Genomic DNA, 25897 nt, shown 5'->3' on the forward strand with positions numbered 1-25897 from the left:
TTCTTTAACCGGTTACGAATGTACAAACCAAACTTATTTATCTGAAATAAATTTGCAACTTCATAACACTGCTTAACTTTTACATACTCAGCAAAAATGCTGCGCTTACTATTTAATAGTTTATAACTCTTTATTTGCTGGACCTGTTGTTTATGCTTCAAACACGGGCAAGTTACGTACGCCGGTGTAAGCAATAGGCAATGCTGTCAATATATCGGGTGATTAGTGAGTAATTCTACTGAGTTGTCAGCCCATAATTAGCAGAAATTAGTACATTAAACACTGAAAAATATCGTATATTGATGTTGCCGCAACAAACCTCTTACGATTCACTTAAGAGTTTCGTAATTACTTTTGTTTTAATCCCTGTATTGCGATGAAAATTTGATTATCGATTACAATAAGATTTAAGTAATGTTTGGCACTAAAATTTAAATTTCAGTAACCCCGGCATTATCCCACTAAATAATGGGATAAGGCAATAAATTTACTGACTTATTATCAGTAAATAGACGCAAAATAAGAAAAAACTGTGCTAAACTCGCCGTCATGAAAGCACAAACACCAAATTCACCGCAATCAGCTAAGAAAAACATGGCTGATAACGAAGACAGACCTAAAGTAAGGTTTGTAACTATTGATGAAGAATCAGATGGTCAACGTATTGACAACTTTTTGCTTAAAACCTTAAAAGGGGTACCAAAAAGTATGATTTATCGCCTGCTTAGGAAGGGCGAGATCAGAGTGAACAAAAAACGCACCAAGCCAGAATATAAATTACAAGTCGAAGACATTATTCGAATTGCACCTATTCGCGTTTCTCAAGAAGCTGCGCCTGTGTCAACCCAATTGAAAAAAGTATCTTCGCTTGAAAACAATATATTGTTTGAAGATGAATGCATGATTGTTATCAATAAACCAACAGGTATGGCGGTCCATGGTGGGAGTGGATTGAGCTTTGGTTTAATTGAAGCACTAAGAGCATTAAGACCTGATGCAAGAATGTTGGAGCTTGTACATCGTTTAGACCGAGATACTTCCGGTTGCTTAATGATCGCTAAAAAACGTTCGGCGTTAAGAGCTTTACATGAACAGCTTAGAGAAAAAAGCGTACAAAAGTTTTATCATGCTCTGGTTAAAGGACATTGGTCAACGAAACTCACACGAGTTACTCAGGGCTTAAGAAAAAATGATCTTAAATCTGGTGAACGTGTTGTTGTCGTAGACAATATTAATGGTAAAGACTCTGAAACAAGGTTTAGAGTACTAAAACATTACGAAGGAGCAACCTTAGTAAGGGCATTTCCGGTTACCGGAAGAACACATCAAATACGTGTTCATTGTAAAGTTAGTGGTCATCCAATTGCGTGTGATGATAAATATGGCGCAGATGACTTTACTGATAAAATGAATAAGCAAGGCTTGAAACGTTTATTCTTACATGCAGCAAGTCTGGAATTTACTCACCCAAGATCTGGTGAACGGGTAAAATTTGAAGCACCTTATGATAATGCTTTAACCGCAATTTTGAAAAAACAGACGTATAAGACATATTAAGAGCAGAAGTGAGGTAGGAGAGACTAGATACGAGAAACGAAGAGCAATTGTTTCTCTACTTGGTGTCATCTACGGTTACTCTAATGTGCATATATCTTATATATACCCGGTTACCACTCAAAAGCCCGATTACCACTTTCTGAACTTGTTTCAGAATCTCAGTCTACTTACCCGGCAGTTCGACAGAAACTGAAACAAGTTCAGTAAGTGACTGATTGGGTTCAGTAAGTGATGGCGGTTCAGGAGTTCACGCTTTTCGTTTCTCGTTTCTATTTTCTCTTCTCTAGGCTCTCGTTTCTTGCTGTGCCAATACATCAAAACCTTCATTTTTCAGTAATTGATGTAAACGAATTAGCGGTAAACCAATAAGAGTATTTGGATCATCACCTTGTAAACTTTTGAACAAGCATATACCCAAACCTTCACTTTTAAAGCTACCTGCGCAGTTATAAGGCTCTTCTGCGTGTAGGTAACGAGTTATTTCTGCCAGGTTGAGTTCTCTAAAGCTGACGTAATATGGTTCTACAATAACTTGTGTATTACCGGTACTTGCATTGTATAAGCACAGGCCGGTTAAAAATGTTACCGTTTTACCACTAAAAGAAGAAAGCTGTTTTACGCCATTTTCGAAAGTATGTGGCTTACCTAATATATTACCATCACAAATGGCAACTTGATCAGAGCCAATGATTATACCATCAGGAAACTCTTTACTGACTTCTTTAGCTTTTTCTTCCGCTAGCCTTGCTACTAAATTTTCTGGCGTTTCATTTGCTAGCGCTGTTTCATCAATATTCGGTTTTGCACAATCGAAGGATAAATTGAATTTTTCTAATAAGGCTTTGCGAAAAATAGAGGTAGAGCCAAGTACTAGTTGCGTCATTAAGTTTACTCGTCTTTAATAGTCATTACGGCGCAAGTTTACCTAAGTTTACTTAGAATACAAATACCATTAAATAATTCAGATAAAACTCGGTTTATCAAGAACAATTGTTATTACCTAGTTAAATTGCTGTAAAATTGTTCACAAATGATATGGTTGTGTTAAAATTTGTCATTAAATAGGCAATTGCATTGAAATTGGTGAATTTTCTTTTGACAGAAGACTCTCCACCCTTTAAGATGCGCGCCATATGAAAAATCTTAAGCTTCCAATAACAATCGATCCGTTTAAAAGTTCTCAGCGCAGGCTTGAGTGCAACGGCTATTTTGAGTTATTAGGATTTGAAAGATTGCTTGCAGTGTCTGAGAAGGCTTGTGAGCAAGTGAATGTTAAAGTAAACTTTGATGTTGATGAACAAGGCCTAACATTGTTAAGCGGCGAAGCATCAGCTCAGGTGAATTTAATATGCCAGCGTTGTAATGAACCATTTGTACAAGACTTAAGTGTGAATTTCTCTTATAGTCCGGTAAAAAACGAAGAGGGAGCTGAGCTCTTACCTTCACATTATGATGTTGTAGTAGTAGATGAAAATGGTGAAGTAAATTTACGCGAATTAGTGGAAGATGAGTTAATCATTAATATTCCATTAGTACCGAAACATGACCTTAAGGATTGTAATGCAGATGCAAACACTTCTTGGGGTAGGTTACCGGATACGCTTGAGAAACCGAATCCATTTGATGTTTTAAAAAACCTCAAGTAACTTTTTGATTTTAGGAGTAGGGTAATGGCCGTACAAAAGAGTAAAAAATCTCGTTCAAGACGTGGCATGCGCCGTTCACACGATGCAATCACACCAGAAAACTTATCAGTTGATCCAGTTTCTGGCGAAACACATCGTCGTCACCACGTAACTGCCGATGGCTTTTACAAAGGTGTCAAAGTTATCGCTAAATAAGCGAATTAACTTTGGTTAATCTAACGGTTTCGTTAGATGTTATGGGGGGCGATTCAGGCCCCCTTATAACAATTCCTTCAGCAAAAATGGCAATTGAACATGTGCCATCTCTTAAACTCATCCTCTGTGGTGACGAAAGCGTTATTCACACGCATTTAAAAAAACACAATTTCCTTGACCATCCTCGTATATCAATAGTGCATGCTAGTGAGCAAATTGCTATGGATGAAAAACCAAGTGTCGCCCTGAGAACTAAAAAAGACTCTTCAATGCGTCGAGCATTAGATTTGGTTCATAGCGGAGAAGCTGATGCTTGCGTAAGCGCGGGTAACACAGGAGCACTAATTGCTATTGCTCATTACGTGTTAAAAATGCTTCCCGGTGTTGAGCGCCCAGCTCTTGTTTCCCATTTACCAATTACCGATTCCGCTTCTCATGCATTTATGTTGGATTTAGGTGCTAATGTTTTTTGTGACTCCGACACTTTATTTCAGTTTGCTATGATGGGCTCAGTGATGGCTGAAGAAGTAGACTCTATTGAATCACCACGAGTAGCGTTGCTAAACATGGGCGAAGAAGTCATCAAAGGTAGTGACCATATAAAACATACCGCTGCTTTATTATCTAATACACCTGAAATAAACTATGTTGGGTTTATTGAGGGAAATGATATATTTACCGGTAAAGCCGATGTCATCGTTTGTGATGGTTTCGTCGGCAATGTTGCTTTAAAAACCTGTGAAGGGGTGGCCAAGCTGGCGATGGCGAAAGTGATGAAAATCATCAATGAGAGCAAATTTACCCGACTTTTAGGAATTTTGCTTAACCCAACATTAAAAAAGATAGTAAAACGACTGAACCCCGACCAGTATAACGGGGCAAGTCTGATAGGATTACGCGGTATTGTGGTAAAAAGTCACGGCAATGCCACCAGTTCAGCTTTTTTTAACGCTATACTTGAAGCTGTTAAGGAAGTTGAAAGACAAGTTCCTGAAAAAATTAAAAATAAACTAGAACTCAGTTTACTTAAAAGGTCTTAAAAAGATAATGTATTCACGAATTACAGGTACGGGAAGCTACTTCCCTGAACAAGTCAGAACTAATGCTGATTTAGAAAAAATGGTTGATACAACCGATCAATGGATCTTCGAACGTACCGGTATTAAAGAACGCCGTATTTCGGCCGAGCACGAAAATGTTGCTTACATGGGTGCTAAAGCTGCAGAAAAAGCAGTAGAAATGGCCGGTATAAAATTAGAAGATATCGACATGATCGTTATGGGTACAACCAGTTCTCATACTGATTTACCAAGCGCCGCTTGTCATGTGCAAATGTACTTAAATATTCCTAATGTACCTGCTTTTGATGTTGGGGCTGCCTGTTCGGGCTTTATTTACAGTTTAAGTGTTGCTGATCAATTTATTAAATCAGGCATGGCCAAACGTGTGCTAGTGATTGGTGCTGATGCGCTTTCTCATATGTGTGACCCGAAAGATCGTTCTACCATCATTTTATTTGGTGATGCTGCCGGCGCAGTTATTCTTGAAGCAAGTGAAGAGCAAGGGTTGATCTCTACTCATTTACACGCGGATGGTAATTATGGCGCCTTATTAGGGGCCGGCTCTCCTAAACGTGGTGATCTCATCACAGAGGAAAGCTCTTATATCTATATGAAAGGCAATGAAGTGTTTAAGTTTGCAGTAACTCGTTTAAGCGAAATTGTTACTGAAACGCTTGAACATAATAACATGGATAAGTCCGAAATTGACTGGTTAGTGCCACATCAGGCTAACCTACGTATCATTGCCGCGGCGGCTAAAAAGTTAAGCTTACCAATGGAACAAGTTGTAGTAACACTTGATAAACATGGTAATACTTCTGCTGCTACTATCCCTACTGCTTTAGATGAAGCCGTACGTGATGGTCGTATCAAGCGCGGACAAACAGTATTAATGGAAGCCTTTGGTAGTGGCTTTACTTGGGGCAGTGCCCTAATGAAATTTTAATAGTACATAGTAAGGTATAACAATGAATAATAATTTAGCCTTTGTATTTCCTGGTCAAGGTTCACAAGCCGTAAGCATGTTAGCTGACTTGGGTGATAATGAAGTGGTTAAATCTACATTTGCAGCCGCATCTGCAGCTTTAGGTTACGATTTATGGGATCTAATTCAAAATGACAGCGAAGGTAAACTCAATCAAACTGATTACACTCAACCTGCATTATTAACAGCAAGTGTTGCGGTGTTTCGTGCTTGGTTAGAAAAAGGCGGAGCCACACCATCGGTATTAGCCGGCCATTCATTAGGCGAGTATTCTGCGCTTGTTTGTGCAGGGGTTATTAGCCTTGAAGATGGCGTGAAACTAGTTGAAAAACGTGGTCAATACATGCAACAAGCTGTTCCAGCTGGTGTTGGTGCTATGTATGCAATTATTGGTTTAGCTGATGATTCGATTCTTGCTGCTTGCGAACAAGCAGCTGGCGATGAAGTTGTTTCGGCGGTTAACTTTAACTCTCCCGGTCAGGTTGTTATTGCGGGTAATAAAGCTGCGGTAGAACGTGCAGGAGCGCTATGTAAAGAAGCAGGTGCTAAAAGAGCACTTCCTTTACCTGTAAGTGTGCCGTCACACTGTGCACTCATGCAACCTGCTGCTGATATGTTAGCAAGCGATCTTGAAAATATTGAATTTAACACACCAAATACTCCTGTTATTAACAATGTTGATGTTGCAATAGCCACTGATGGGGCCGCAATTAAAGACGCATTAATCCGCCAATTATACAGCCCTGTTCGTTGGACTGAGTCAGTTGAAAAAATGGCTGCAATGGGTATTGAAAACCTTGTTGAAGTAGGCCCAGGCAAAGTATTAACTGGCTTAACAAAACGTATTAACAAACAACTTAGTTGTGTATCAGTAAATACAACTGATACTTTAAATTCTGCATTGGAAGGATAGATAATGTCATTATTTTCATTAGAAGGTAAAACTGCACTTGTTACAGGTGCAAGCCGTGGTATTGGTAAAGCGATCGCTGAACAGTTAGTCGCGCTTGGCGCAAAAGTTATTGGTACAGCAACATCACAAAGTGGTGCTGACAATATTAGTACATACTTAGGTGATAACGGTAAAGGTTATGAACTAAACGTAACTGATACGGATTCAATTACTGCATTATTTACTGCGATCAAAGCCGACTTCGGTCAAATTGATATTTTAGTAAATAACGCCGGTATTACTCGTGACAATTTAATGATGCGAATGAAAGACAGCGAGTGGGACGATATCATCACCACTAACTTGAATTCATTATTCAAAATCAGTAAAGCCGTGATGCGTCCTATGATGAAACAACGTAGTGGCCGTATTATCAATATTGGTTCTGTTGTTGGTTCTATGGGTAATGCTGGTCAAGTAAACTACGCAACGTCGAAAGCTGGCCTATTAGGTTTTACTAAGTCATTAGCAAAAGAGGTTGCTTCTCGTGGCATAACAGTAAATGCTATTGCCCCAGGTTTTATTGATACTGATATGACGAAAGCTTTAAACGAAGAGCAACGTGAAGCAATTGCATCACAAGTACCTGCTAATCGCTTAGGCCAACCGGAAGAAATTGCGGCAACTGTTGCATTTTTAGCCTCTGATGCTGCAGCTTACATTAACGGTGAAACTATTCACGTTAATGGTGGTATGTACATGGTTTAAAAAGATTATTGGCTGCAACGCCTTTAATCATGCTGTTTTCTTGCAAAATAGCTATTTATGAACCATAAATAATTAATTAGTTATCAGGTTTGACCAGCGTAAAAATATAATTTTATGCTTGCATGGCGACTTGATGACGAATAAACTACACGCAATTTTGTAAGAATTGCTAAATATAGTAAAGGAAATATAATGAGTACTATCGAAGAACGCGTAAGAAAAATCATTGTTGAACAATTAGGTGTTAAAGAAGAAGAAGCAAAAAACGAAGCATCTTTTGTTGATGACTTAGGTGCAGATTCTCTAGACACAGTAGAATTAGTTATGGCTCTTGAAGAAGAATTTGATACTGAAATTCCTGATGAAGAAGCTGAAAAAATTACTACAGTTCAATCAGCTATCGATTACGTGACAGCTCACGGTTAATCAATAGTTTATTGCGAAAGGCGGTTTTATTACCGCCTTTTTTGTTTTTGTTTTTTGAAAATGAATAAAATCATATTAATGTCATTATTTTTTAACTTTAGTAAATAATGACATTTGTATAATTTGCGGAGACATTGATTGTTATGCGACGAGTTGTAGTCACTGGCTTGGGGATGCTAAGCCCGCTAGGAAATAATTCACACTCTACTTGGGACGCACTACTTGCAGGTAAAAGTGGTATTGGCCTAATTGATCATCTTGATCTTACTCACTTCACCACTAAATTTGCTGGTTTGGTAAAAGACTTTAACCCGGAAGAATTTGGTATTGCCAAGAAAGAAACCCGTAAAATGGATTTATTCATTCAGTACGGTGTTGCGGCAGGTCATCAAGCGATAGAAGATTCAGGTCTAGAAGTCACTGAACAAAATGCCGGTCGTATTGGTGTTGCTATTGGTTCAGGTATTGGCGGTTTAACCTTAATTGAAGAAGGGCATGCGAAAACCATTAGTCAAAATGTGCGAAAGCTGTCTCCTTTTTTCTGTCCATCTACAATTCTGAATATGATCTCTGGTCATTTATCAATAATGCATGGTTTAAAAGGGCCTAATATTGCAATCGTAACGGCTTGTACTACAGGTGTACATAATATAGGCCATGCAGCACGTATGATTGCCTATGGTGATGCCGATGCCATGGTAGCTGGCGGTGCAGAAAAAGCATCTACAGTATTAGGTATGGGTGGTTTTATGTCGGCTCGTGCACTATCTACTCGTAATGATGCTCCTCAAGAAGCTTCTCGTCCTTGGGATAAAGATCGTGACGGTTTTGTGTTAAGTGATGGTGCCGGTGTTGTTGTGCTTGAAGAGTATGAACACGCGAAAGCTCGTGGCGCGAATATTTATGCTGAACTGTGCGGGTTTGGTATGAGCGGTGATGCACATCATATCACCTCACCACCAACAAATGGTGAAGGCGGGGCTGCTGCAATGACTAATGCAATCCGTGATGCTGGTATTGATGCAAACCAAGTTGGCTATATTAATGCCCATGGCACATCAACACCGGCTGGTGATATTGCTGAAACCAACGGTGCAAAATCTGTATTTGGTGATCATGCTTATAACTTAATGATGGGGTCAACCAAATCAATGACCGGTCATATGTTAGGTGCAGCCGGCTCAGCAGAGGCAATATTTACTATTTTGGCTCTACAAAACCAAGAAGTTCCTCCAACAATTAACTTGGATAATCCAGGCGAAGGTTGTGATTTAGACTACATAAGAGGCGAAGCACGTCAGGCAAAACTTGATTATGCTCTGTGTAATTCATTTGGTTTTGGCGGTACAAACGGTTCTTTACTGTTTAAAAAGGTTTAACGCTGTAAAGCTTAAATAGACCTTGCCAATAACATCAAAAGCTTGAATACTATATGGTATTCAAGCTTTGTTGTTTTAGAAACTAGAAACTAGAAACTAGAAACTAGAAACTAGAAACTAGAAACGGACTAACACACTAATGTCGTCCGTAACCGATGCACTAGCGTCGTCCTGTTGAACGACTACATGGAAAGTAGGAGGTAGAGTAACGCATTGAGCAGTTACCGAAAACGGGATCTCATTTACGATCAAATACAAAATAATAAATATAATCATATGCTATACAGTTCAGTTAACTTTAAACAATGCAATAACGTTGATATTAAAGACCGAAGTATTGCCTTTGGTGACGGGGTATTTACTACAGCTAAAGTGGTTGATGGTGAAGTTGAACACTTATCAGGTCATATTCAAAGGTTAAAGCAGGGCTGTCGGAAATTAAATATTACTGAGCCAGACTTCCAGCAAGTCTCAAGTGAGATGATTAAAGCGGCAAAAACACATTTGCTGGCGACTGTAAAAGTAGTTGTTAGCGCCGGTGAAAGTAGTCGTGGCTACGCTCGCGATGCTAACCAACAACCAACTGTCATGGTAACAAGTGCAGCATTTCCTAAACATTATCTAGGTTGGCAATCTAATGGACTGACGCTTGGTCTGAGTTCTATTAAACTAGGTCGAAATCCGATACTGGCTGGAATAAAACATTTAAATCGTCTTGAACAAGTTTTGATACGAGGTGAATTAGAAAATTTAAATGTCGATGAAGTAGTGGTTTGCGATTTTGAAAACTATATCATTGAGTGCAATACAGCAAACCTGTTTTGGTATCGAGCGGGAAAATGGTATACACCAATTTTGTCTATGGCTGGCGTTAATGGTTTAATCAGACAAAAATTGATGGCCCTGTTGCCAAACGTTGTCGAATGTCATGCAAAAGTAGAAGAGTTAGATATGGCAGAATCGATGTTAATCTGTAATTGTTTATTATCTGTTGTTGCAGCTAAATCCTACCTAGGTAAATCACTGAAAATTGATCATGATTTGTTGACCAAGTTACAGCAACAATTAAAGGAATTTGATTAATGTTACGCTTGCTCTTTGCAATTTTATTTATCGGTCTCATTACCATCGGCGGTGTTGTTTATCATGTAAATCATAGGGTTTCCTCGAGCTTAAATATTGAACACAAGCAGTTATATACGCTTGCCACGGGTAAATCCTATAATCATGTGTTATCTGACTTTAAAAAGTTAGGCTTTATTGACTCTCGACTTGCTTTTCGCATTCATGCCAAGTTAAATTCAGATTTGATCAATGTTAAAGCGGGTACATATCAATTATTGCCAAACATGACTATGCTACAAGTGTTGTCATTATTAACGACTGGTGAAGAACACCAATTTAAGATCACCTTTGTTGAAGGGTCTACTTTTAAAGACTGGCTTATCCAACTTGCCGAAACACAATACATTCAAACAACACTTGCTGACAAAACTACTGAGCAGATACTGAATTTGTTGGAAAGTAAATACAATCACCCTGAAGGCCTGTTTTTTCCTGATACCTATCAATTTACAGCCAACACTAAAGATATTGATATTTTAAAGTTGGCCTACCAGCGCATGACTTTAGAATTAACAGCAAGTTGGCAAGGAAGAGCCCCCAAGTTACCCTATAAAACACCTTATGAAGTGTTAATTATGGCGTCAATGGTAGAGAAAGAAACGGCAAAAATAAGTGAGCAACCGTTGATCTCGGCAGTATTTATCACTCGTTTAGCTAAAAAAATGCGTTTGCAAACCGACCCAACCATAATTTATGGCTTAGGCGAACGCTACACTGGTGATATTACTTATGCTAACTTAAGAGAAAAAACTGCGTATAATACTTATCGCATTAACGGTATGCCACCAACACCTATTGCCATGCCGGGTAAATCAGCTATTGAAGCCAGTTTACATCCAGCCAATACTCCATACTTATATTTTGTTAGTAAAGGCAATGGTGAACACCATTTTTCAACCACATTAAAAGAGCATAATAATGCGGTTAATAAATATATCAGGGGAAAGAAGTAAGTTATGCTAAGGCTAGTTTACATCGCTATATACGTCATGATTATATTTTGTCAGTAAAGGCAATGGCGAACATCATTTTTCAACCACATTAAACGAGCATAGCTTATTATTGCGGTTAATAAATATATCAGGGGAAAGAAGTAAGTTATGCTAAGGCTAGTTTACATCGCTATATACGTCATGATTATATTTTGTCAGTAAAGGCAATGGCGAACATCATTTTTCAACCACATTAAACGAGCATAGCTTATTATTGCGGTTAATAAATATATCAGGGGAAAGAAGTAAGTTATGCTAAGGCTAGTTTACATCGCTATATACGTCATGATTATATTTTGTCAGTAAAGGCAATGGCGAACATCATTTTTCAACCACATTAAACGAGCATAGCTTATTATTGCGGTTAACAAATACATTAGAGGAAAGAAGTAAGTTATGTCAGGTCAATCTCAGGGAAAGTTTATTGTTGTCGAAGGCATCGAGGGGGCAGGTAAATCATCAGCCATTGAAGTTATTGAAAATTTCTTATCCACACAGCAAATTAGCTATGAGAAAACTCGTGAGCCTGGTGGTACACCTTTGGCTGAAAAGTTAAGGTCATTAGTCAAAGAGCCAATTGATGAACAGGTGACTCCTGAGTGTGAATTGTTATTAATGTATGCGAGTCGCTCGCAGCTTGTTGCCAATAAAATATTACCCGCCCTTGCTCAAGGTAAATGGGTGATAGGTGATCGCCACGATCTATCATCAAGAGCATATCAAGGTGGTGGTCGAGAATTCAGTGATTCAATAATCGATACGATAGCTAATATAACCTTAAACGGCTTTAAACCTGACTTTACACTTTATTTAGATATTGAGCCTGAATTAGGCCTGTCTCGTGCTCAAGCTCGAGGTGAATTGGATCGTATAGAACAGGAAAAGATCGATTTTTTCCATCGCGTTCGCAACAAGTATCTGCAACTAGCTACAGCAGACGACAATATTTTTATTGTTGATGCTAGTCAGACTATGGAAAAGGTCCATAGCGATATCACTGAATTACTGAGTCATCATTTTGGCCGTTAAGTTAGAAGATAAAAGCTGGCTAGTGAACAATAAACTAGAAATTACCAGTAAAATTGAACAAGGTCTTTTGCCGCATGCATTATTACTGTTAGGCAGTCATTTAGCTGGCCAGGAAGAATTGGGGAATTGGTTAACTGGGTTATTGTTATGCGAACAAGCAGAAACGATAAATGAACCTTGTGATCAATGTAAATCCTGCTCATTAGTGAAAGCACAAACTCACCCCGATCTGGTGATGATTGATAATAGCGAAAAAACGATCGGTGTAGAGTTAATGAGAAGCGCTGGCGCGTTCTTACAAAAAACTGCGCAACTTGCTAAAAACAAAGTTGTCGTTGTATTTTCAGCAGAGAATATGACAGAATCAGCCGCAAATGCTTTATTAAAAACATTGGAAGAGCCAACGTTAAACAGCTATTTAATTTTAGTGTGTAACGATATCGAAATGCTATTGCCTACTATTATTAGTCGCTGTAGCGTAGTTAAAATTAGTCCGCCAACAGGTGAAGAGCTTGCCCGTTTAGTCAATGATCAGCGCTTGATAAATGAGTTTAGCAATTTAAACGAACTTGCTGAATTAACGGATGCTAACTGCCAAGAGCAGCGCGCAGAAATTATTGAACAATTATTAGTATTCTTACAACAGTTTAATAACGGCAACGAATTGGTAAACTTGCTAGCAAGTAATATTCATGGCATGCGTTGGTTAACGAATTCATTTAATCAATTAGTACGTATTCAGTCCGGTTGGCAAGATTCACTAGTCAGCCATGAAATGAATCAGCTAGCAGGTTGCTATTCTAATGAGCAACTATGGCAGTGTCTAAACTTATTGAGTCAAGCTACAAAACAAATAAAGTTATTAACGCAAGCAAATAAAAGCTTTACTATTGAAGCGTTATTAGTGGATATTGAACATGTACTAATACCAAGTTGATTAAATATCTGTTCATTTTTAATGGTTAAAACGAATAACTACTGCTTTATAAAATTTATAAGTAGAGTAACTACTTAGTAAATTTTATGCATTGTATTTACCCGTTTTTCCTCATGAAAAAGAAGAACACATACATCATCAAATTGGCATATGACTAGCCAATACTAACGCTGGGATAAAAATAAAAAAGGATTGTTAGGAACTAAAATGAGTAACTTTGCATTAGAATTTAAAAACGAACGCGACTTGTATATGGCCTACATGCCATTTTTAAAGCAAGGCGGACTATTCATTAAAACTACTGAGCAGTTTGAACTTGGTGATAAAGTTAATTTAGAGGTCACGCTTCCCGGGCAATTAGAATCAGTCCAACTTGAAACCTCTGTTTGCTGGATAACCCCTCATGGAGCTCAAAATGGTACCGAGCCAGGTGTTGGCGTGGCATTTTTAAATGATGAGCACAATATTCGCAATCAAATTGAATCTAACCTAGGCCGTATGCTTAACTCGAAAGAAGCCACTTACACTATGTAAAAATAAACTAGGGTCAGAGTCAAGCTATTCTAAAATAACTTGACTCTGACCCTAATTATTTATTGGAACAAACCATGATAAATAACCATATCCGCAAACCTTTGCTCGTTTTAGGGCTATTTTTGTTTAGCTTTATCTCATTCGAGTTAATGGCTCATGGCGTCGACGAAAGTACCCGGGTATTCTTGCAAAGTAATACTGGCGTACAGTTTATTCCTTTTATGTACATTGGTGCCAAGCACATGATCACAGGCTATGATCATTTGCTGTTTTTAGTAGGGGTGATCTTTTTCTTATACAAAAGTAGAGACATCCTGCTATATGTGAGCATGTTTACCTTAGGTCACAGTTTAACGTTGTTGCTTGGCGTGATGTTTGATCTGCAAGTCAATGCCTACCTTATAGATGCCATTATCGGTTTATCTGTTGTATATAAAGGTTTTGATAATCTAGGCGGATTTAAACGCATTCTGGGTTATAGCCCAAATGCAAAAGCCGCAGTGTTGATTTTTGGCTTATTCCATGGCTTTGGTTTAGCCACTAAACTGCAAGAGTTTCAATTACCAGAAGATGGCCTGTTTACTAATTTGATCGCGTTTAACCTTGGCGTAGAAATAGGGCAGTTTGCAGCATTAATGTTTATTTTGCTCGCCATTAGTTATTGGCGACGACATCACACATTTAAGCACTTTTCTACCGCGACCAATACATTATTAGTAAGTGCGGGCTTTATGCTTATTGGCTTTCAACTTACGGGATACTTTGTAAACTAACCAGAGTTAGGTTAACAAACTTAAGAGATAAAAATGCAACATACATTATCAACCGCAGCACTTATTAAATCGACAATCATTGCGTTAACTATTGCTGTATTAGCATTAGTGAGTTTTATTTTGCCAGCTGAGTATAATATTGATCCGACCGGGATGGGTGAAAAACTTGGCCTGACAGCACTGGCGAATAGCAGTGTAACAACAGAGCCGCCAGAACAGAACGCTGACACAATTGAGTTATCAGATAACTTTAACATTACCGTACCCGCAGGGCGCGGTATTGAGTTTAAGTTTGATATGCAACAGTTTAAAAAAATGGAATATGAATGGTCAACAGAAGGTAGTGTCTTGTATTTTGACTTACACGGCGAGCCCGAAGGTGATACCACCGGTTATTATGAAAGCTATGCCATTGCCACATTGCCTGAAATGAAAGGCAGTTTTACCGCTCCATTTAATGGGGTTCATGGCTGGTACTGGAAAAATAAGACTGATCAAGCCATCAATGTTAAGCTTAAGGTTAACGGCGAATATACCGTAATAGGCTTGAAAAAATAGCTGATTGCTATGTTGCAGGTACAGATATACTGGGTCAGAGTGAACCTATTTTAAATAGGTTCACTCTGACCCCACTTCCATGTAACTAATACCTATTAATATACCGACCAACTCAGGGGGGATTACTCTGGCTTCAAACTTGACTCTACAGCTTGTTTAGTTACAATTCTCGCAATTTATTTTATCTTTTGGAGCTCCAATTGTTCATAGACTCTCACTGTCATTTAGACCGCCTCAACTTATCTGATTTTGATAACGACCTCGACAATGTTGTTAACGCAGCAACTACGGCAAATGTAAGCCATATGTTGTGTGTGTCAGTAACACTGAAAGAATTCCCGAACATGGCAGCTAAAACCGAAAAATATGACAATGTGCAATTATCTTGTGGCGTCCATCCATTAAATCAAGAAGATATGGTAGATGAAGCTGAGCTTTTGGCTTTAGCTGAACATGACCGAGTTGTTGCTGTCGGTGAAACCGGTTTAGATTATTTCTATGCGCCAGAAACTCAAGAAGTACAACGTGATGCCTTTAGGAAACATATTCGCGTGGCTAAAAAGCTAAATAAACCGATTATCATTCACACTAGGGATGCTCAAGAAGATACTCTGGCAATTATGCGAGAAGAGGGCGCTGAGCAAGTCGGTGGGGTATTACATTGTTTTACTGAAAGTTGGGAAATGGCAGATCAAGCAATTGCAATGGGCTTTTATATATCGTTCTCCGGTATAGTTACTTTTAAAAATGCAGCTGCTTTACGTCATGTTGCCCATCAGGTACCCGATGATAAATTTTTAATCGAAACAGACTCGCCTTATTTAGCGCCTGTGCCACACCGTGGTAAACAAAACCAGCCAGCCTACGTGGTTGAAGTGGCTAAAATGTTAGCTGAGGTGCGTGGTCAGAGTGTTGAGGAAATTGCAAAGCTCTCTACTGACAACTACAAGCGTTTATTCAACGTTTAATATCAGCTGCAGATACTAGTAATTATGTCCATTTCCATAAAGAGAATAAAATGACAATTAAATTATGGCACTGTTATGACAGTCGCTCTTTACGTTCATTATGGGCACTTGAAGAGATGGGTATCGATTACGAAGTAGAAGTATTGCCATTTCCACCTCGGTTTCTAAAAAAAGAATATCTAGAAATAAACCCGCTTGGCACAGTACCATTTTTTAAAGATGACAATACTTGTTTAACCGAATCAACAGCAATATGTCATTATCTGGTAGAAAAATATAACCAACATCAGTTTGCCATTCCGGTTGAGCATCCCGAATATGGAAAGTTTTTAAATTACCTTTATCAAAGTGATACTACCTATACATTTCCTTTAGCTTTGATCTTGCGCTATAAGCATCTAGAAAAGGCTGAACGATTGAACCCTCAAGTTGTAGAAGATTATACTCAGTGGCTGTTCTCCCGGATGCGAGAGTTGATTAATCACCTGCAGACTAATACATACCTATGTGATAACCGATTCACCATTGCTGATATTGCAATTGGTATGGCGCTGCATTTTGGCGAACGAATTGGACTCTCCGATAGTTATAAGCCAGAAATTAAAGAGTATTTAGCTAGGTTGCAATCAAGACCTGCTTTTAAAAGAGCAAGGGAGATAGGCACTGATCTAGATCCTTTTTCGAACCTTTGATATAGCAGGTGCAGATATGACCCCTGGTCCATGTAACCGGCACTAGTAAATATAACTATTGGCTGTGAATCCATATCAACAAAAAAAGTTTAGTGGCAACCGAATAGACGCCGAAATACTACTTCCCTGTAATTTCGACATACCCCACGTCGTGTGGGGCAAAAAAAAGGCCTGAAGCAATCGCTTCAGGCTCAGGGGAATGGCTCAATAGGTTGAGCCTGCGCTAATTTGTTTAAGTAGTGAGTCTTGGATAAATCCGTAAGTAAAAACTCAATTAATTTGCTACTTGGACTTTTAATTGTAGTGTAAAAGTGATTAAAGTCTAGTCGATTTTTAAAATAATTTAAATTATTTTTTTATCTAATTATATCAACGGTTTATAGGTTGTTATGGGGGGGTGTTTTATTTTTCATTGCACAGTTTATCTATAGGTTTTGTACATCTTTAACACAGCTTGTCCACACTTCGGTTTGTCGCTTGTAAGTTGCATCAAATATACTGTTAACCGTACTGTTTTGATGTGCTATGGTAATAATGATTTAGTTAATATTTTCTTTCAAAGGCGAAAACATTAACTAAATCAGTAACTATACCCGTTATTATTCAAAGTACGGGATTTCAGTGGGAGTTAAAAGTAATTTAGGCAAGGCATTGAATTTATACGACACCATGGATGGTGGAGGTAGGGCGACTCAGGAGACAAAGCCGAGAATGGTTGTTCCATTGTTTAATTTAATAACGCGGCATAAATTACTTTTAACCCCATCGAAGAAGTGCTTGAGCAATCCCACTACGTCGTTGCAGTTATTTGTAAGGTTTGTATATGGATGTACTTCATTAGAGCAACGCAGGAGCAGTTGCCGAGAATAACCATTACTAGATAACTGCGCCTTATATTGGAATCGCTCAAACACTCAAAACGTATTTTGAACCTGCATCTTGAATGATAACTGGTATAAAATAATAATAAATTAATGGCTCATTCATGTTAAATATCATCTGGTTGTTTTTCTTCATCATTGCTTTTGTAGTTTCTTTATATCAATGGCTGATTCTAGGTAACGCGGCCATCTTTGAAAATTTACTGAGCAGTATTATTTCAATGTCGAAAGTGACAGTTGAAATAGCCATTGGTTTGATAGGTATATTAAGCTTTTGGCTTGGCATGATGAAAATTGCCGAAAGTGGCGGTATTGTTAATAAAATAGCACAAGCAATCTCACCGTTATTTTCTCGCTTAATGCCAGAAGTTCCAAAAAACCATCCTGCTTTTGGTTCAATCACAATGAACTTATCGGCAAATTTTCTCGGGTTAGATAATGCAGCGACGCCTCTAGGCTTAAAAGCAATGAGTGATCTGCAAGAAATAAATCCTAAAAAAGATACCGCCAGTAATGCACAAATACTATTCTTAGTGCTCAACACTTCATCAGTTACTCTTTTTCCAATCAGTGTCTTTGTATATCGTGCCCAACAAGGAGCCGCGGTTGCTACCGATGTATTTCTTCCTATCTTGCTTGCTACATTTGCTTCTACATTGGCGGGTCTTGTTTCGGTAGCCTTGTTTCAGCGCATTAAGTTATATAAAGGTGTCATACTTTTATATCTTAGTGGTGCTATGGCTCTAGTCGCTGCGCTGGTTATTTATTTGGCGCAATTGACCGCAGAGCAGCTTGCCAGTCAGTCATCTCTTATGGGAAATTTTTTAATTATCTCGGTATTGATCAGTTTTCTTGCTATCGCTCATCTGAAAAAAATCAATGTATACGATCAATTTATTATTGGTGCAAAAGAGGGCTTTGATGTCAGCGTTAAACTTATCCCTTACTTGTTAGCAATGCTTTGTGCTATCGGTGTTTTTAGGGCAAGTGGCGCATTAGACTTAATTGTCGACAGTATACGTAATTTAGTTATTTTTATGGGGGGCGACACTCGTTTTGTTGATGCTTTGCCTACAGCTTTTATGAAGCCGCTGAGTGGCTCTGGCTCTAGAGCTATGATGATAGAAACGATGAATGCCCATGGCGCTGACTCGTTTTCCGGGCGCTTAGCCTCTATTATGCAGGGTTCAACTGAAACTACCTTTTACGTGTTAGCGGTTTATTTCGGTAGCGTTGGTATACGTTATTCCCGCCATGCCATAACTTGTGGTCTTATTGCTGATGTAAGCGGAATTTGTGCCGGTATAGGTGTTTGTTATTGGTTTTTTGGTTGAATTCAAACGCTTGTATGTCGGACAATGATTTACTTTGATATCACATTTTTGCTTCATTTAACTAATTCTTTAGTCTAATTGTCGACAATCCTTTATTTTTTGCCTTGACTTAAAATTCAATCGGCGTATTATCTTGGTGTAAATCAAAAGTGTCGACAATTTATTGTTAGTAAAGCGTTTAACAATTCGTCGGCAACCGTTGTTTAAAATAATTAAATAGAGTCAGATGAACTTTAAAAACCCAGCAAGAAAAGCACCAGTTACCACTGCCGATAAAATATTTGAAACCATGCAACATGAAATTGTTGAAGGGGAAATAATCGCGGGTAGCAAAATAAGTGAGCCAGAACTTGCTAAAAAATATCAAGTAAGTCGCTCAACTCTTCGTGAAGCCTTAAACCGTTTAGAAAAATGTCATTTAATAGAGCGAAAAGCCAATGTAGGTTCACGCGTTGTTGAATGTACCGTCAAAGGCTTGCTAGAAATATATGTCGTTCGTGAAGCACTAGAAGGTATGGCTTGTCGTTTAGCTGCTAACCAAATGAAAGATGATGAAATACAAGAGCTGCAAACAATCCTTGCTGCTCATGGCCAAGAAAAACAACTTCAAGATGGCATCGCTTATTATCAGGAAGAAGGGGATTTAGATTTTCATTATCGAGTGATTCAAGGCAGTAACAATCAACAACTAATCAATATTCTTTGTGGTGAACTATATCACCTTGTACGTATGTATCGTTGCCAGTTTGGCATGAACAGCCCGCGTGCAAGTCGTGCTTATGGTGAGCACAAAGCAATTTTACATGCGATAGCTGATAGAGATGGTGAATTGGCAGAAATGCTGATGCGCCGACATATTGCAGCATCGCGCAAAAATATCGAAAGAAAACTAGAACAGGAAAGTGAATAATATGACAACTCAATTATCTCCAGGTGCAAAATTTCGTTTAGCACTTCAAAACAACAAGCCACTACAAGTAGTAGGTACGATTAATGCGTATTGCGCAATGATGGCTGAGCAACTTGGTCACCAGGCTATATACCTTTCTGGTGGCGGTGTTGCCAACGCATCTTACGGTTTACCTGATTTAGGTATGACATCTTTAAATGATGTTGTTGCTGACGTACAACGTATTACTGCGGCGTCTAGTTTACCCTTGTTAGTTGATATCGACACAGGTTGGGGCGGAGCATTCAATATTGCTAAAACTGTTCGCGATATGGAAAAGGCCGGAGCAGCAGCGGTTCATATTGAAGACCAAGTAGCGCAAAAGCGTTGTGGGCATCGTCCAAATAAAGAAATCGTATCAACTCAGGAAATGGTTGATCGTATTAAAGCCGCTGTTGACGCACGTACAGATAACGACTTCTTCATCATGGCTCGTACAGATGCATTCGCTCAAGAAGGTTTAGAAGCTGCCCTTGAACGCGCTAAAGCATACGTTGCTGCTGGTGCTGACGGTATATTTGCCGAAGCGGTTAAAACTGAAGAGCACTACCGTGCATTCACCGAAGCACTTGATGTACCAGTATTGGCAAATATTACAGAATTTGGTCAAACTGAACTTTGGAATAAAGAGCAATTAGGCGAGTGGGGCTGTGCAATGGTGCTTTACCCATTATCAGCATTTCGTGCAATGAACAAAGCCGCTGAGCTTGTTTATAAAACTTTACTAGCCGATGGCGACCAAAAAGCAGTAATTGATAACATGCAAACACGTATGGATCTTTATGATTACCTTGGTTACCACGATTACGAGCAAAAGCTGGATGCGCTTTTCTCTGAAGGCAAAAATAAGTAAACGATATTTAAAAGTTATAGAAACTTAAAATTTAAACAAAATTAATAGATACAAATATTTAAATTATTAGGAAAGAAATTATGTCAGATAAAAAAATTGGTGGTGCAGGTCTACGTGGTCAAAGTGCCGGTGAAACAAAATTATGTACAGTGGGTCAATCGGGTTCAGGTTTAACTTATTGTGGTTACGATGTTGCAGACCTTGCCGAGAACTCTACATTTGAAGAAGTAGCTTACCTTTTATTCAACGGTGAATTACCAAATCAAGCAGAATTAGATGCTTATAAAGCAGAACTACATGCAATGCGTGACTTACCACAAGCTCTTAAAGAAGTACTAGAGCGTATTCCTGCCGATGCTCACCCTATGGATGTTATGCGTACCGGTGCATCTTTCTTAGGAAACGTGGAGCCTGAAAATGATTTTTCAGAGCAACGCACTGCTGCTAACCGTTTACTTGCTGCATTCCCGGCAATTATGACTTACTGGTATCGCTTCAGCCATGATGGTGTAAAAATTGATTGTGTTACTGAAGAAGAGTCTTTAGGTGGTCATTTCTTACGTCTTCTTAACGGTGAAGAGCCGTCTGCTCAACACAAACGTGTAATGGATGTATCACTTATTCTTTATGCTGAGCATGAGTTTAACGCTTCTACATTTACAGCTCGTGTTTGTGCATCTACACTTTCTGACATGTTCTCATGTATTACTGGTGCTATTGGTACTCTTCGTGGTCCTTTACACGGCGGCGCAAACGAAGCAGCTATGGATATGATCTTAAAGTTCAACTCACCATCAGATGCTAAAGAGCAAATGGCAGGTATGTTAGAACGCAAAGAAAAAATTATGGGCTTTGGTCACGCAATTTACCGCACATCAGATCCTCGTAACGTTATTATCAAATCTTGGTCAGAAAAATTAGCGCAAGAAAATGGTGATACATCACTTTACGATATCTCTGTAGCCTGTGAAGAATTCATGTGGGATACCAAGAAACTATTCTGTAATGCTGACTTTTTCCATGCATCAACCTACAACTATATGGGTATTCCAACTAAACTATTTACACCAATTTTTGTGTGTTCACGTTTAACTGGTTGGGCAGCTCATGTAATGGAACAACGTGAAAATAACCGTATTATCCGCCCAAGCGCAGATTATACCGGTTCAGAACCACGTACTGTGGGTCCTATCTCTGAGAGATAATTATTTGCTCAACAGCTTAAATAAAACTTAATAATAGGGGAGCATAATATAATATTTATGGCCCCTTTTTAAAAACATAGTGGAAGAACATTATGAACTATGAATACCGCAAGCCTCTACCGGGTGCTAATATCGACTTCTTTGATACGCGTGCCGCGGTTGAAGCCATTACCCCTGGTAGCTATGCAAAATTACCTTATACATCACGTGTATTAGCTGAACAACTTGTTCGTCGTTGTGATCCTGCTACTTTAACTGATTCGTTAAAGCAAATTATACAAAGTAAACAAGACCTGGATTTCCCTTGGTATCCTGCTCGTGTAGTTTGTCATGATATTTTAGGTCAAACAGCCTTAGTTGATTTAGCAGGTCTTCGCGACGCTATCGCTGATCAAGGTGGCGATCCTGCTAAAGTTAACCCTGTTGTTCCTACACAGTTAATTGTTGATCACTCTCTGGCTGTAGAAGCTCCTGGTTTTGATCCTGAAGCATTCGATAAAAACCGTAGCATTGAAGACAGACGTAATGAACACCGCTTCCACTTTATTGAGTGGACTAAAACTGCCTTTAAAAATGTTGATGTGATCCCTGCCGGCAACGGTATCATGCATCAAATTAACTTAGAGAAAATGTCTCCTGTTATTCAAGCGCGTGACGGTGTTGCTTTCCCTGATACTTGTGTAGGTACAGATTCTCATACACCACATATTGATGCCTTAGGTGTTATTGCTATTGGTGTTGGTGGTTTAGAAGCTGAAACGGTAATGCTTGGTCGCCCATCTATGATGCGCTTACCAAACATTATTGGTGTTAAGTTAACGGGTAAACGCAAGCCAGGTATCACAGCTACCGATATGGTATTAGCAATCACTGAATTCTTACGTAATGAAAAAGTAGTCTCTAGCTACTTAGAATTCTTCGGTGAAGGTACAAAAGATTTAACCATTGGGGACAGAGCAACTATCTCAAACATGACACCAGAATACGGTGCATCTGCGGGTATGTTCTACATTGATGAACAAACCATTGATTACTTAAAAATTACCGGTCGTGAGCCTGAGCAAGTTTCTTTAGTAGAAACGTACGCTAAGCACACCGGTTTATGGGCCGATGATTTAGTTGAAGCACAGTATCCACGTGTTATCGAGTTTGATTTATCAACCGTTACTCGTAACTTAGCAGGTCCTTCTAATCCACATCGTCGTCTAGCAACTTCGGATTTAGCATCGAAAGACATTGCCAAAGACTTAGACGCTTGTAAGGCTGAAGAAGAGCAAGGCCTAATGCCTGATGGTGCTGTAATTATTGCAGCTATTACTTCATGTACTAACACATCTAACCCTCGTAACGTTGTTGCAGCTGGTCTTATTGCTAAGCGTGCAAACGAATTAGGTTTAGTGCGTAAGCCTTGGGTTAAATCGTCATTTGCTCCAGGTTCAAAAGTTGCGAAGCTTTATCTTGAAGAGTCAGGTTTATTACCAGAAATGGAAAAGCTTGGTTTTGGTATTGTTGGTTATGCATGTACTACCTGTAATGGGATGTCAGGTTCACTTGATCCGAAAATACAGCAAGAAATCATTGATCGCGATTTATATTCTACCGCGGTACTTTCTGGTAACCGTAACTTTGATGGTCGTATACACCCGCACGCGAAACAAGCGTTCTTGGCGTCACCACCACTTGTTGTTGCTTACGCGATTGCCGGTACCATGCGTTTTGATATTGAAAAAGACATTCTAGGTCAAGATCAAAACGGTAACGACATTACGCTTAAAGATATTTGGCCAAGTGATGAAGAAATCGATGCAATAGTCGAATCAAGCGTTAAGCCTGAGCAGTTCAATAAAGTTTATACGCCAATGTTTGATTTAGGCGCATTCGAACCAGCTGAAAGCCCATTATACGCTTGGGATGAAACCAGTACTTATATTCGCCGTCCGCCATATTGGGAAGGTGCATTAGCCGGTGAACGTACAATGAAAGGAATGGTGCCATTAGCAGTCCTTGGTGACAACATTACTACCGATCATCTATCACCATCTAACGCTATTCAATTAAACAGTGCAGCAGGTGCTTATCTAGATAAAATGGGCTTACCAGAAGCTGATTTTAACTCATACGCAACACACCGTGGTGATCACTTAACGGCACAACGTGCAACGTTTGCTAATCCGAAACTTTTCAATGAAATGTGTAAAGATGATAACGGCGAAGTTAAGCAAGGCTCTCTAGCTCGTATTGAGCCAGAAGGTACTGAATCTCGTATGTGGGAAGCGATTGAAACTTACATGCAGCGTAAACAGCCATTGATTATCATCGCGGGTGCTGACTATGGTCAAGGTTCATCACGTGATTGGGCTGCAAAAGGCGTTCGTCTTGCTGGTGTAGAAGTTATTGTTTCTGAAGGTTTCGAGCGTATTCACCGCACCAACTTAGTTGGTATGGGGGTACTACCATTAGAATTTACTAATGGTGAAACTCGTCACACTTACAACATTGATGGCACTGAAACTTACGATGTTGCAGGAACTACTGCACCAGGCGCAGCAATGACTGTGATAATGACGCGTCGTAATGGCGAAGTAGTAGAGATCCCAGTGAAGTGTCGTTTAGATACAGCTGAAGAAGTTTCTGTTTACGCTGCTGGCGGAGTACTTCAGAAGTTTGCCAACGACTTCCTCGAGTCTAATGCCTAAACGTTTATTTACACTGATAGCTGCATTGGCTGTACTCACTTGGTAAACCAAGTTCAGTGCAGCCGCCTTGCTCTTAGTGTAAATAATTCGTATAGCATCAAACTCTATTGAGATAATTTTCAAATGGCACATTCTATGTGCCATTTTTGTAGATATATAAAGGACAAACTAATGAGTTCAATTCCTCAAGTAAAGATCCCTGCTACGTATATTCGTGGTGGTACATCAAAAGGTGTATTTTTTAATTTAACTGATTTACCTGATCGTTGTCAGGTACCAGGTGAAGCCCGCGATAACATGTTACTTCGCGTTATTGGTTCTCCAGATCCATACGGTAAACAAACAGACGGTATGGGTGGTGCCACATCAAGCACCAGTAAAACGGTTATTTTAGCGAAAAGCGAAGTAGCAGATCACGATGTAGACTATTTGTTTGGTCAAGTGGCCATTGATAAAGCGTTTGTTGATTGGTCGGGTAACTGTGGTAATTTAACTGCTGCAGTTGGTTCTTTTGCGATTATGTCTGGTCTTGTAGATCCCGCCCGTATCCCTGAAAATGGTGTATGTACGGTTCGAATTTGGCAGAAAAACATTTCCAAAACCATTGTTGCGCAAGTACCAATTACAAACGGCGAAGTTCAAGAAACAGGGTGTTTTGAATTAGATGGTGTTACTTTTCCTGCTGCTGAAGTGCCTGTTGAATTTATAGCACCTGTAGACCCATCAGAGGCAATGTTTCCAACAGGTAATGTTGTTGATGATTTAGAAGTCCCTGGTATTGGCACATTTAAAGCCACAATGATCACCGCAGGCATACCAACTATTTTCTTAAATGCAGAAGAGATTGGTTACCAAGGTACTGAGCTACAAGAAGCGATTAATGGCAGTGATGAGATCTTAAATTGGTTTGAAACCGTTCGTGCCCATGGCGCCATAAAAATGGGATTAATCAGTGATGTATCTGAGGCAAAAGCACGCCAGCACACGCCTAAAGTAGCCTTTGTATCACCTGCTAAAGCGTATACTTCTTCAAGTGGTAAAGACATCACCGCGAGTGACATCGACTTAAATGTCCGTGCCTTGTCTATGGGTAAACTACACCATGCAATGATGGGCACAGCAGCTGTTGCCATAGGTACTGCTGCGGCAATCCCTGGTACTCTTGTTAACCTTGCAGCGGGCGGCGGTGAGCGTAACACTGTTACCTTTGGTCACCCATCAGGTACATTAAAAGTTGGCGCAGAAGCGGCTGAAGTAAATGGTGCTTGGACAGTTAACAAAGCTATTATGAGCCGTAGTGCACGCGTACTTATGGAAGGTTGGGTAAGAATTCCCGGAGATTCGTTTTAAAAAGCTAAGCTTTAAATGAATATGGTTGAGTATGAATTAATATTTTCCTTGTAAGGAAATATCTAAAAGCGGACTATGTCCGCTTTTTTGCACAAGGATGTGCTTACCCTTG

25 protein-coding genes are annotated in these 25897 nt (G+C 39.3%); 24 read left to right on the forward strand and 1 reads right to left on the reverse strand.

Annotated elements, in window-relative coordinates:
• Nucleotides 1–594 precede the first annotated feature (594 nt).
• The gene (gene rluC / locus RI844_RS01615) at nt 595–1557 is read left to right on the forward strand and encodes a 23S rRNA pseudouridine(955/2504/2580) synthase RluC (protein WP_348398298.1); all 963 of its coding nucleotides are present in this window, start codon (nt 595–597) and stop codon (nt 1555–1557) included.
• A gap of 283 nt (nt 1558–1840) precedes the next feature.
• Here rluC and RI844_RS01620 read toward each other — a convergent pair whose 3' ends face one another.
• Nucleotides 1841–2440 (reverse strand): Maf family protein, encoded by a 600-nt coding sequence (locus RI844_RS01620; RefSeq protein WP_348396737.1) that lies wholly within the window; start codon nt 2438–2440, stop codon nt 1841–1843.
• 250 nt (nt 2441–2690) lie between these two features.
• Between RI844_RS01620 and yceD the strand changes: the two genes are divergently transcribed.
• From yceD to prpF, 23 genes are all read left to right on the forward strand, one after another.
• Nucleotides 2691–3203 (forward strand): 23S rRNA accumulation protein YceD, encoded by a 513-nt coding sequence (yceD, locus tag RI844_RS01625; RefSeq protein WP_348396738.1) that lies wholly within the window; start codon nt 2691–2693, stop codon nt 3201–3203.
• Between the two features lie 24 nt (nt 3204–3227).
• Complete coding sequence (gene rpmF / locus RI844_RS01630) at nt 3228–3398, forward strand: 50S ribosomal protein L32 (protein WP_348389163.1); 171 nt, start codon at nt 3228–3230, stop codon at nt 3396–3398.
• Nucleotides 3399–3409: 11 nt separating this feature from the next.
• Nucleotides 3410–4438 (forward strand): phosphate acyltransferase PlsX, encoded by a 1029-nt coding sequence (plsX, locus tag RI844_RS01635; RefSeq protein WP_348396739.1) that lies wholly within the window; start codon nt 3410–3412, stop codon nt 4436–4438.
• A 7-nt stretch (nt 4439–4445) separates the two neighbouring features.
• A complete protein-coding gene (locus RI844_RS01640; protein WP_348396740.1) occupies nt 4446–5405 on the forward strand; it encodes a beta-ketoacyl-ACP synthase III in 960 nt (319 codons plus the stop codon).
• Nucleotides 5406–5427: 22 nt separating this feature from the next.
• A complete protein-coding gene (gene fabD / locus RI844_RS01645; protein WP_348396741.1) occupies nt 5428–6357 on the forward strand; it encodes an ACP S-malonyltransferase in 930 nt (309 codons plus the stop codon).
• Nucleotides 6358–7104 (forward strand): 3-oxoacyl-ACP reductase FabG, encoded by a 747-nt coding sequence (fabG, locus tag RI844_RS01650; RefSeq protein ID WP_348398299.1) that lies wholly within the window; start codon nt 6358–6360, stop codon nt 7102–7104.
• A 192-nt stretch (nt 7105–7296) separates the two neighbouring features.
• Complete coding sequence (acpP, locus tag RI844_RS01655; protein WP_033078142.1) at nt 7297–7530, forward strand: acyl carrier protein; 234 nt, start codon at nt 7297–7299, stop codon at nt 7528–7530.
• A 137-nt stretch (nt 7531–7667) separates the two neighbouring features.
• Nucleotides 7668–8909 carry a beta-ketoacyl-ACP synthase II gene (gene fabF, locus RI844_RS01660; RefSeq protein WP_348398300.1) on the forward strand — a complete coding sequence of 414 codons (1242 nt, stop codon included), beginning with the start codon at nt 7668–7670 and terminating at the stop codon, nt 8907–8909.
• 276 nt (nt 8910–9185) lie between these two features.
• Nucleotides 9186–9992, forward strand: coding sequence for an aminodeoxychorismate lyase (gene pabC, locus RI844_RS01665; RefSeq protein WP_348396742.1), 807 nt, complete (start codon nt 9186–9188; stop codon nt 9990–9992).
• The gene (mltG, locus tag RI844_RS01670) at nt 9992–10987 is read left to right on the forward strand and encodes an endolytic transglycosylase MltG (protein WP_348396743.1); all 996 of its coding nucleotides are present in this window, start codon (nt 9992–9994) and stop codon (nt 10985–10987) included. The genes pabC and mltG overlap by 1 nt, the downstream gene beginning before the upstream one ends.
• Before the next feature lie 435 nt (nt 10988–11422).
• Nucleotides 11423–12055, forward strand: coding sequence for a dTMP kinase (gene tmk / locus RI844_RS01675; protein ID WP_348396744.1), 633 nt, complete (start codon nt 11423–11425; stop codon nt 12053–12055).
• Nucleotides 12056–12077: 22 nt separating this feature from the next.
• Nucleotides 12078–12992 carry a hypothetical protein gene (locus RI844_RS01680; protein WP_348396745.1) on the forward strand — a complete coding sequence of 305 codons (915 nt, stop codon included), beginning with the start codon at nt 12078–12080 and terminating at the stop codon, nt 12990–12992.
• Nucleotides 12993–13199: 207 nt separating this feature from the next.
• The gene (locus tag RI844_RS01685) at nt 13200–13526 is read left to right on the forward strand and encodes a PilZ domain-containing protein (RefSeq protein WP_348396746.1); all 327 of its coding nucleotides are present in this window, start codon (nt 13200–13202) and stop codon (nt 13524–13526) included.
• Nucleotides 13527–13600: 74 nt separating this feature from the next.
• Nucleotides 13601–14299, forward strand: a complete 699-nt coding sequence (locus RI844_RS01690) for a HupE/UreJ family protein (RefSeq protein WP_348396747.1) — start codon at nt 13601–13603, stop codon at nt 14297–14299.
• Between the two features lie 33 nt (nt 14300–14332).
• On the forward strand, nt 14333–14857 hold the full coding sequence (locus RI844_RS01695; RefSeq protein ID WP_348396748.1) for a hypothetical protein: 525 nt from the start codon (nt 14333–14335) through the stop codon (nt 14855–14857).
• A gap of 200 nt (nt 14858–15057) precedes the next feature.
• On the forward strand, nt 15058–15825 hold the full coding sequence (locus tag RI844_RS01700) for a TatD family hydrolase (protein ID WP_348396749.1): 768 nt from the start codon (nt 15058–15060) through the stop codon (nt 15823–15825).
• A gap of 50 nt (nt 15826–15875) precedes the next feature.
• Complete coding sequence (locus RI844_RS01705; RefSeq protein WP_348396750.1) at nt 15876–16517, forward strand: glutathione S-transferase family protein; 642 nt, start codon at nt 15876–15878, stop codon at nt 16515–16517.
• A 985-nt stretch (nt 16518–17502) separates the two neighbouring features.
• Nucleotides 17503–18732 carry a nucleoside recognition domain-containing protein gene (locus RI844_RS01710; protein WP_348396751.1) on the forward strand — a complete coding sequence of 410 codons (1230 nt, stop codon included), beginning with the start codon at nt 17503–17505 and terminating at the stop codon, nt 18730–18732.
• A gap of 226 nt (nt 18733–18958) precedes the next feature.
• Nucleotides 18959–19642: a GntR family transcriptional regulator gene (locus RI844_RS01715; RefSeq protein ID WP_348396752.1), complete on the forward strand. Its 684-nt coding sequence runs from the start codon at nt 18959–18961 to the stop codon at nt 19640–19642.
• A 1-nt stretch (nt 19643) separates the two neighbouring features.
• Nucleotides 19644–20534, forward strand: a complete 891-nt coding sequence (gene prpB / locus RI844_RS01720) for a methylisocitrate lyase (RefSeq protein ID WP_348396753.1) — start codon at nt 19644–19646, stop codon at nt 20532–20534.
• A gap of 80 nt (nt 20535–20614) precedes the next feature.
• Entirely contained in the window at nt 20615–21739 is a 1125-nt protein-coding gene (prpC, locus tag RI844_RS01725; protein ID WP_348396754.1) for a bifunctional 2-methylcitrate synthase/citrate synthase, read from the forward strand.
• A 92-nt stretch (nt 21740–21831) separates the two neighbouring features.
• Entirely contained in the window at nt 21832–24435 is a 2604-nt protein-coding gene (gene acnD, locus RI844_RS01730; RefSeq protein WP_348396755.1) for a Fe/S-dependent 2-methylisocitrate dehydratase AcnD, read from the forward strand.
• A gap of 171 nt (nt 24436–24606) precedes the next feature.
• Nucleotides 24607–25785 (forward strand): 2-methylaconitate cis-trans isomerase PrpF, encoded by a 1179-nt coding sequence (gene prpF / locus RI844_RS01735; RefSeq protein ID WP_348396756.1) that lies wholly within the window; start codon nt 24607–24609, stop codon nt 25783–25785.
• The last annotated feature ends 112 nt before the right edge of the window (nt 25786–25897 follow it).

Source organism: Thalassotalea fonticola, assembly GCF_032911225.1.
In the GTDB taxonomy this organism is placed as follows: Bacteria; Pseudomonadota; Gammaproteobacteria; order Enterobacterales; family Alteromonadaceae; genus Thalassotalea_A; species Thalassotalea_A fonticola.

What these genes read in the sequence shown, in the direction of transcription:
- RI844_RS01685 (WP_348396746.1), top strand. Translation starts at nt 13,200, where the DNA reads ATGAGTAACTTTGCATTAGAATTTAAAAACGAACGCGACTTGTATATG.
- acpP (WP_033078142.1), top strand. Translation starts at nt 7,297, where the DNA reads ATGAGTACTATCGAAGAACGCGTAAGAAAAATCATTGTTGAACAATTA.
- rpmF (WP_348389163.1), top strand. Translation starts at nt 3,228, where the DNA reads ATGGCCGTACAAAAGAGTAAAAAATCTCGTTCAAGACGTGGCATGCGC.
- mltG (WP_348396743.1), top strand. Translation starts at nt 9,992, where the DNA reads ATGTTACGCTTGCTCTTTGCAATTTTATTTATCGGTCTCATTACCATC.
- yceD (WP_348396738.1), top strand. Translation starts at nt 2,691, where the DNA reads ATGAAAAATCTTAAGCTTCCAATAACAATCGATCCGTTTAAAAGTTCT.
- prpC (WP_348396754.1), top strand. Translation starts at nt 20,615, where the DNA reads ATGTCAGATAAAAAAATTGGTGGTGCAGGTCTACGTGGTCAAAGTGCC.
- RI844_RS01705 (WP_348396750.1), top strand. Translation starts at nt 15,876, where the DNA reads ATGACAATTAAATTATGGCACTGTTATGACAGTCGCTCTTTACGTTCA.
- prpB (WP_348396753.1), top strand. Translation starts at nt 19,644, where the DNA reads ATGACAACTCAATTATCTCCAGGTGCAAAATTTCGTTTAGCACTTCAA.
- RI844_RS01640 (WP_348396740.1), top strand. Translation starts at nt 4,446, where the DNA reads ATGTATTCACGAATTACAGGTACGGGAAGCTACTTCCCTGAACAAGTC.
- RI844_RS01715 (WP_348396752.1), top strand. Translation starts at nt 18,959, where the DNA reads ATGAACTTTAAAAACCCAGCAAGAAAAGCACCAGTTACCACTGCCGAT.
- prpF (WP_348396756.1), top strand. Translation starts at nt 24,607, where the DNA reads ATGAGTTCAATTCCTCAAGTAAAGATCCCTGCTACGTATATTCGTGGT.
- pabC (WP_348396742.1), top strand. Translation starts at nt 9,186, where the DNA reads ATGCTATACAGTTCAGTTAACTTTAAACAATGCAATAACGTTGATATT.
- RI844_RS01690 (WP_348396747.1), top strand. Translation starts at nt 13,601, where the DNA reads ATGATAAATAACCATATCCGCAAACCTTTGCTCGTTTTAGGGCTATTT.
- RI844_RS01620 (WP_348396737.1), bottom strand. Translation starts at nt 2,440, where the DNA reads ATGACGCAACTAGTACTTGGCTCTACCTCTATTTTTCGCAAAGCCTTA.
- fabD (WP_348396741.1), top strand. Translation starts at nt 5,428, where the DNA reads ATGAATAATAATTTAGCCTTTGTATTTCCTGGTCAAGGTTCACAAGCC.
- rluC (WP_348398298.1), top strand. Translation starts at nt 595, where the DNA reads ATGGCTGATAACGAAGACAGACCTAAAGTAAGGTTTGTAACTATTGAT.
- tmk (WP_348396744.1), top strand. Translation starts at nt 11,423, where the DNA reads ATGTCAGGTCAATCTCAGGGAAAGTTTATTGTTGTCGAAGGCATCGAG.
- RI844_RS01695 (WP_348396748.1), top strand. Translation starts at nt 14,333, where the DNA reads ATGCAACATACATTATCAACCGCAGCACTTATTAAATCGACAATCATT.
- acnD (WP_348396755.1), top strand. Translation starts at nt 21,832, where the DNA reads ATGAACTATGAATACCGCAAGCCTCTACCGGGTGCTAATATCGACTTC.
- RI844_RS01710 (WP_348396751.1), top strand. Translation starts at nt 17,503, where the DNA reads ATGTTAAATATCATCTGGTTGTTTTTCTTCATCATTGCTTTTGTAGTT.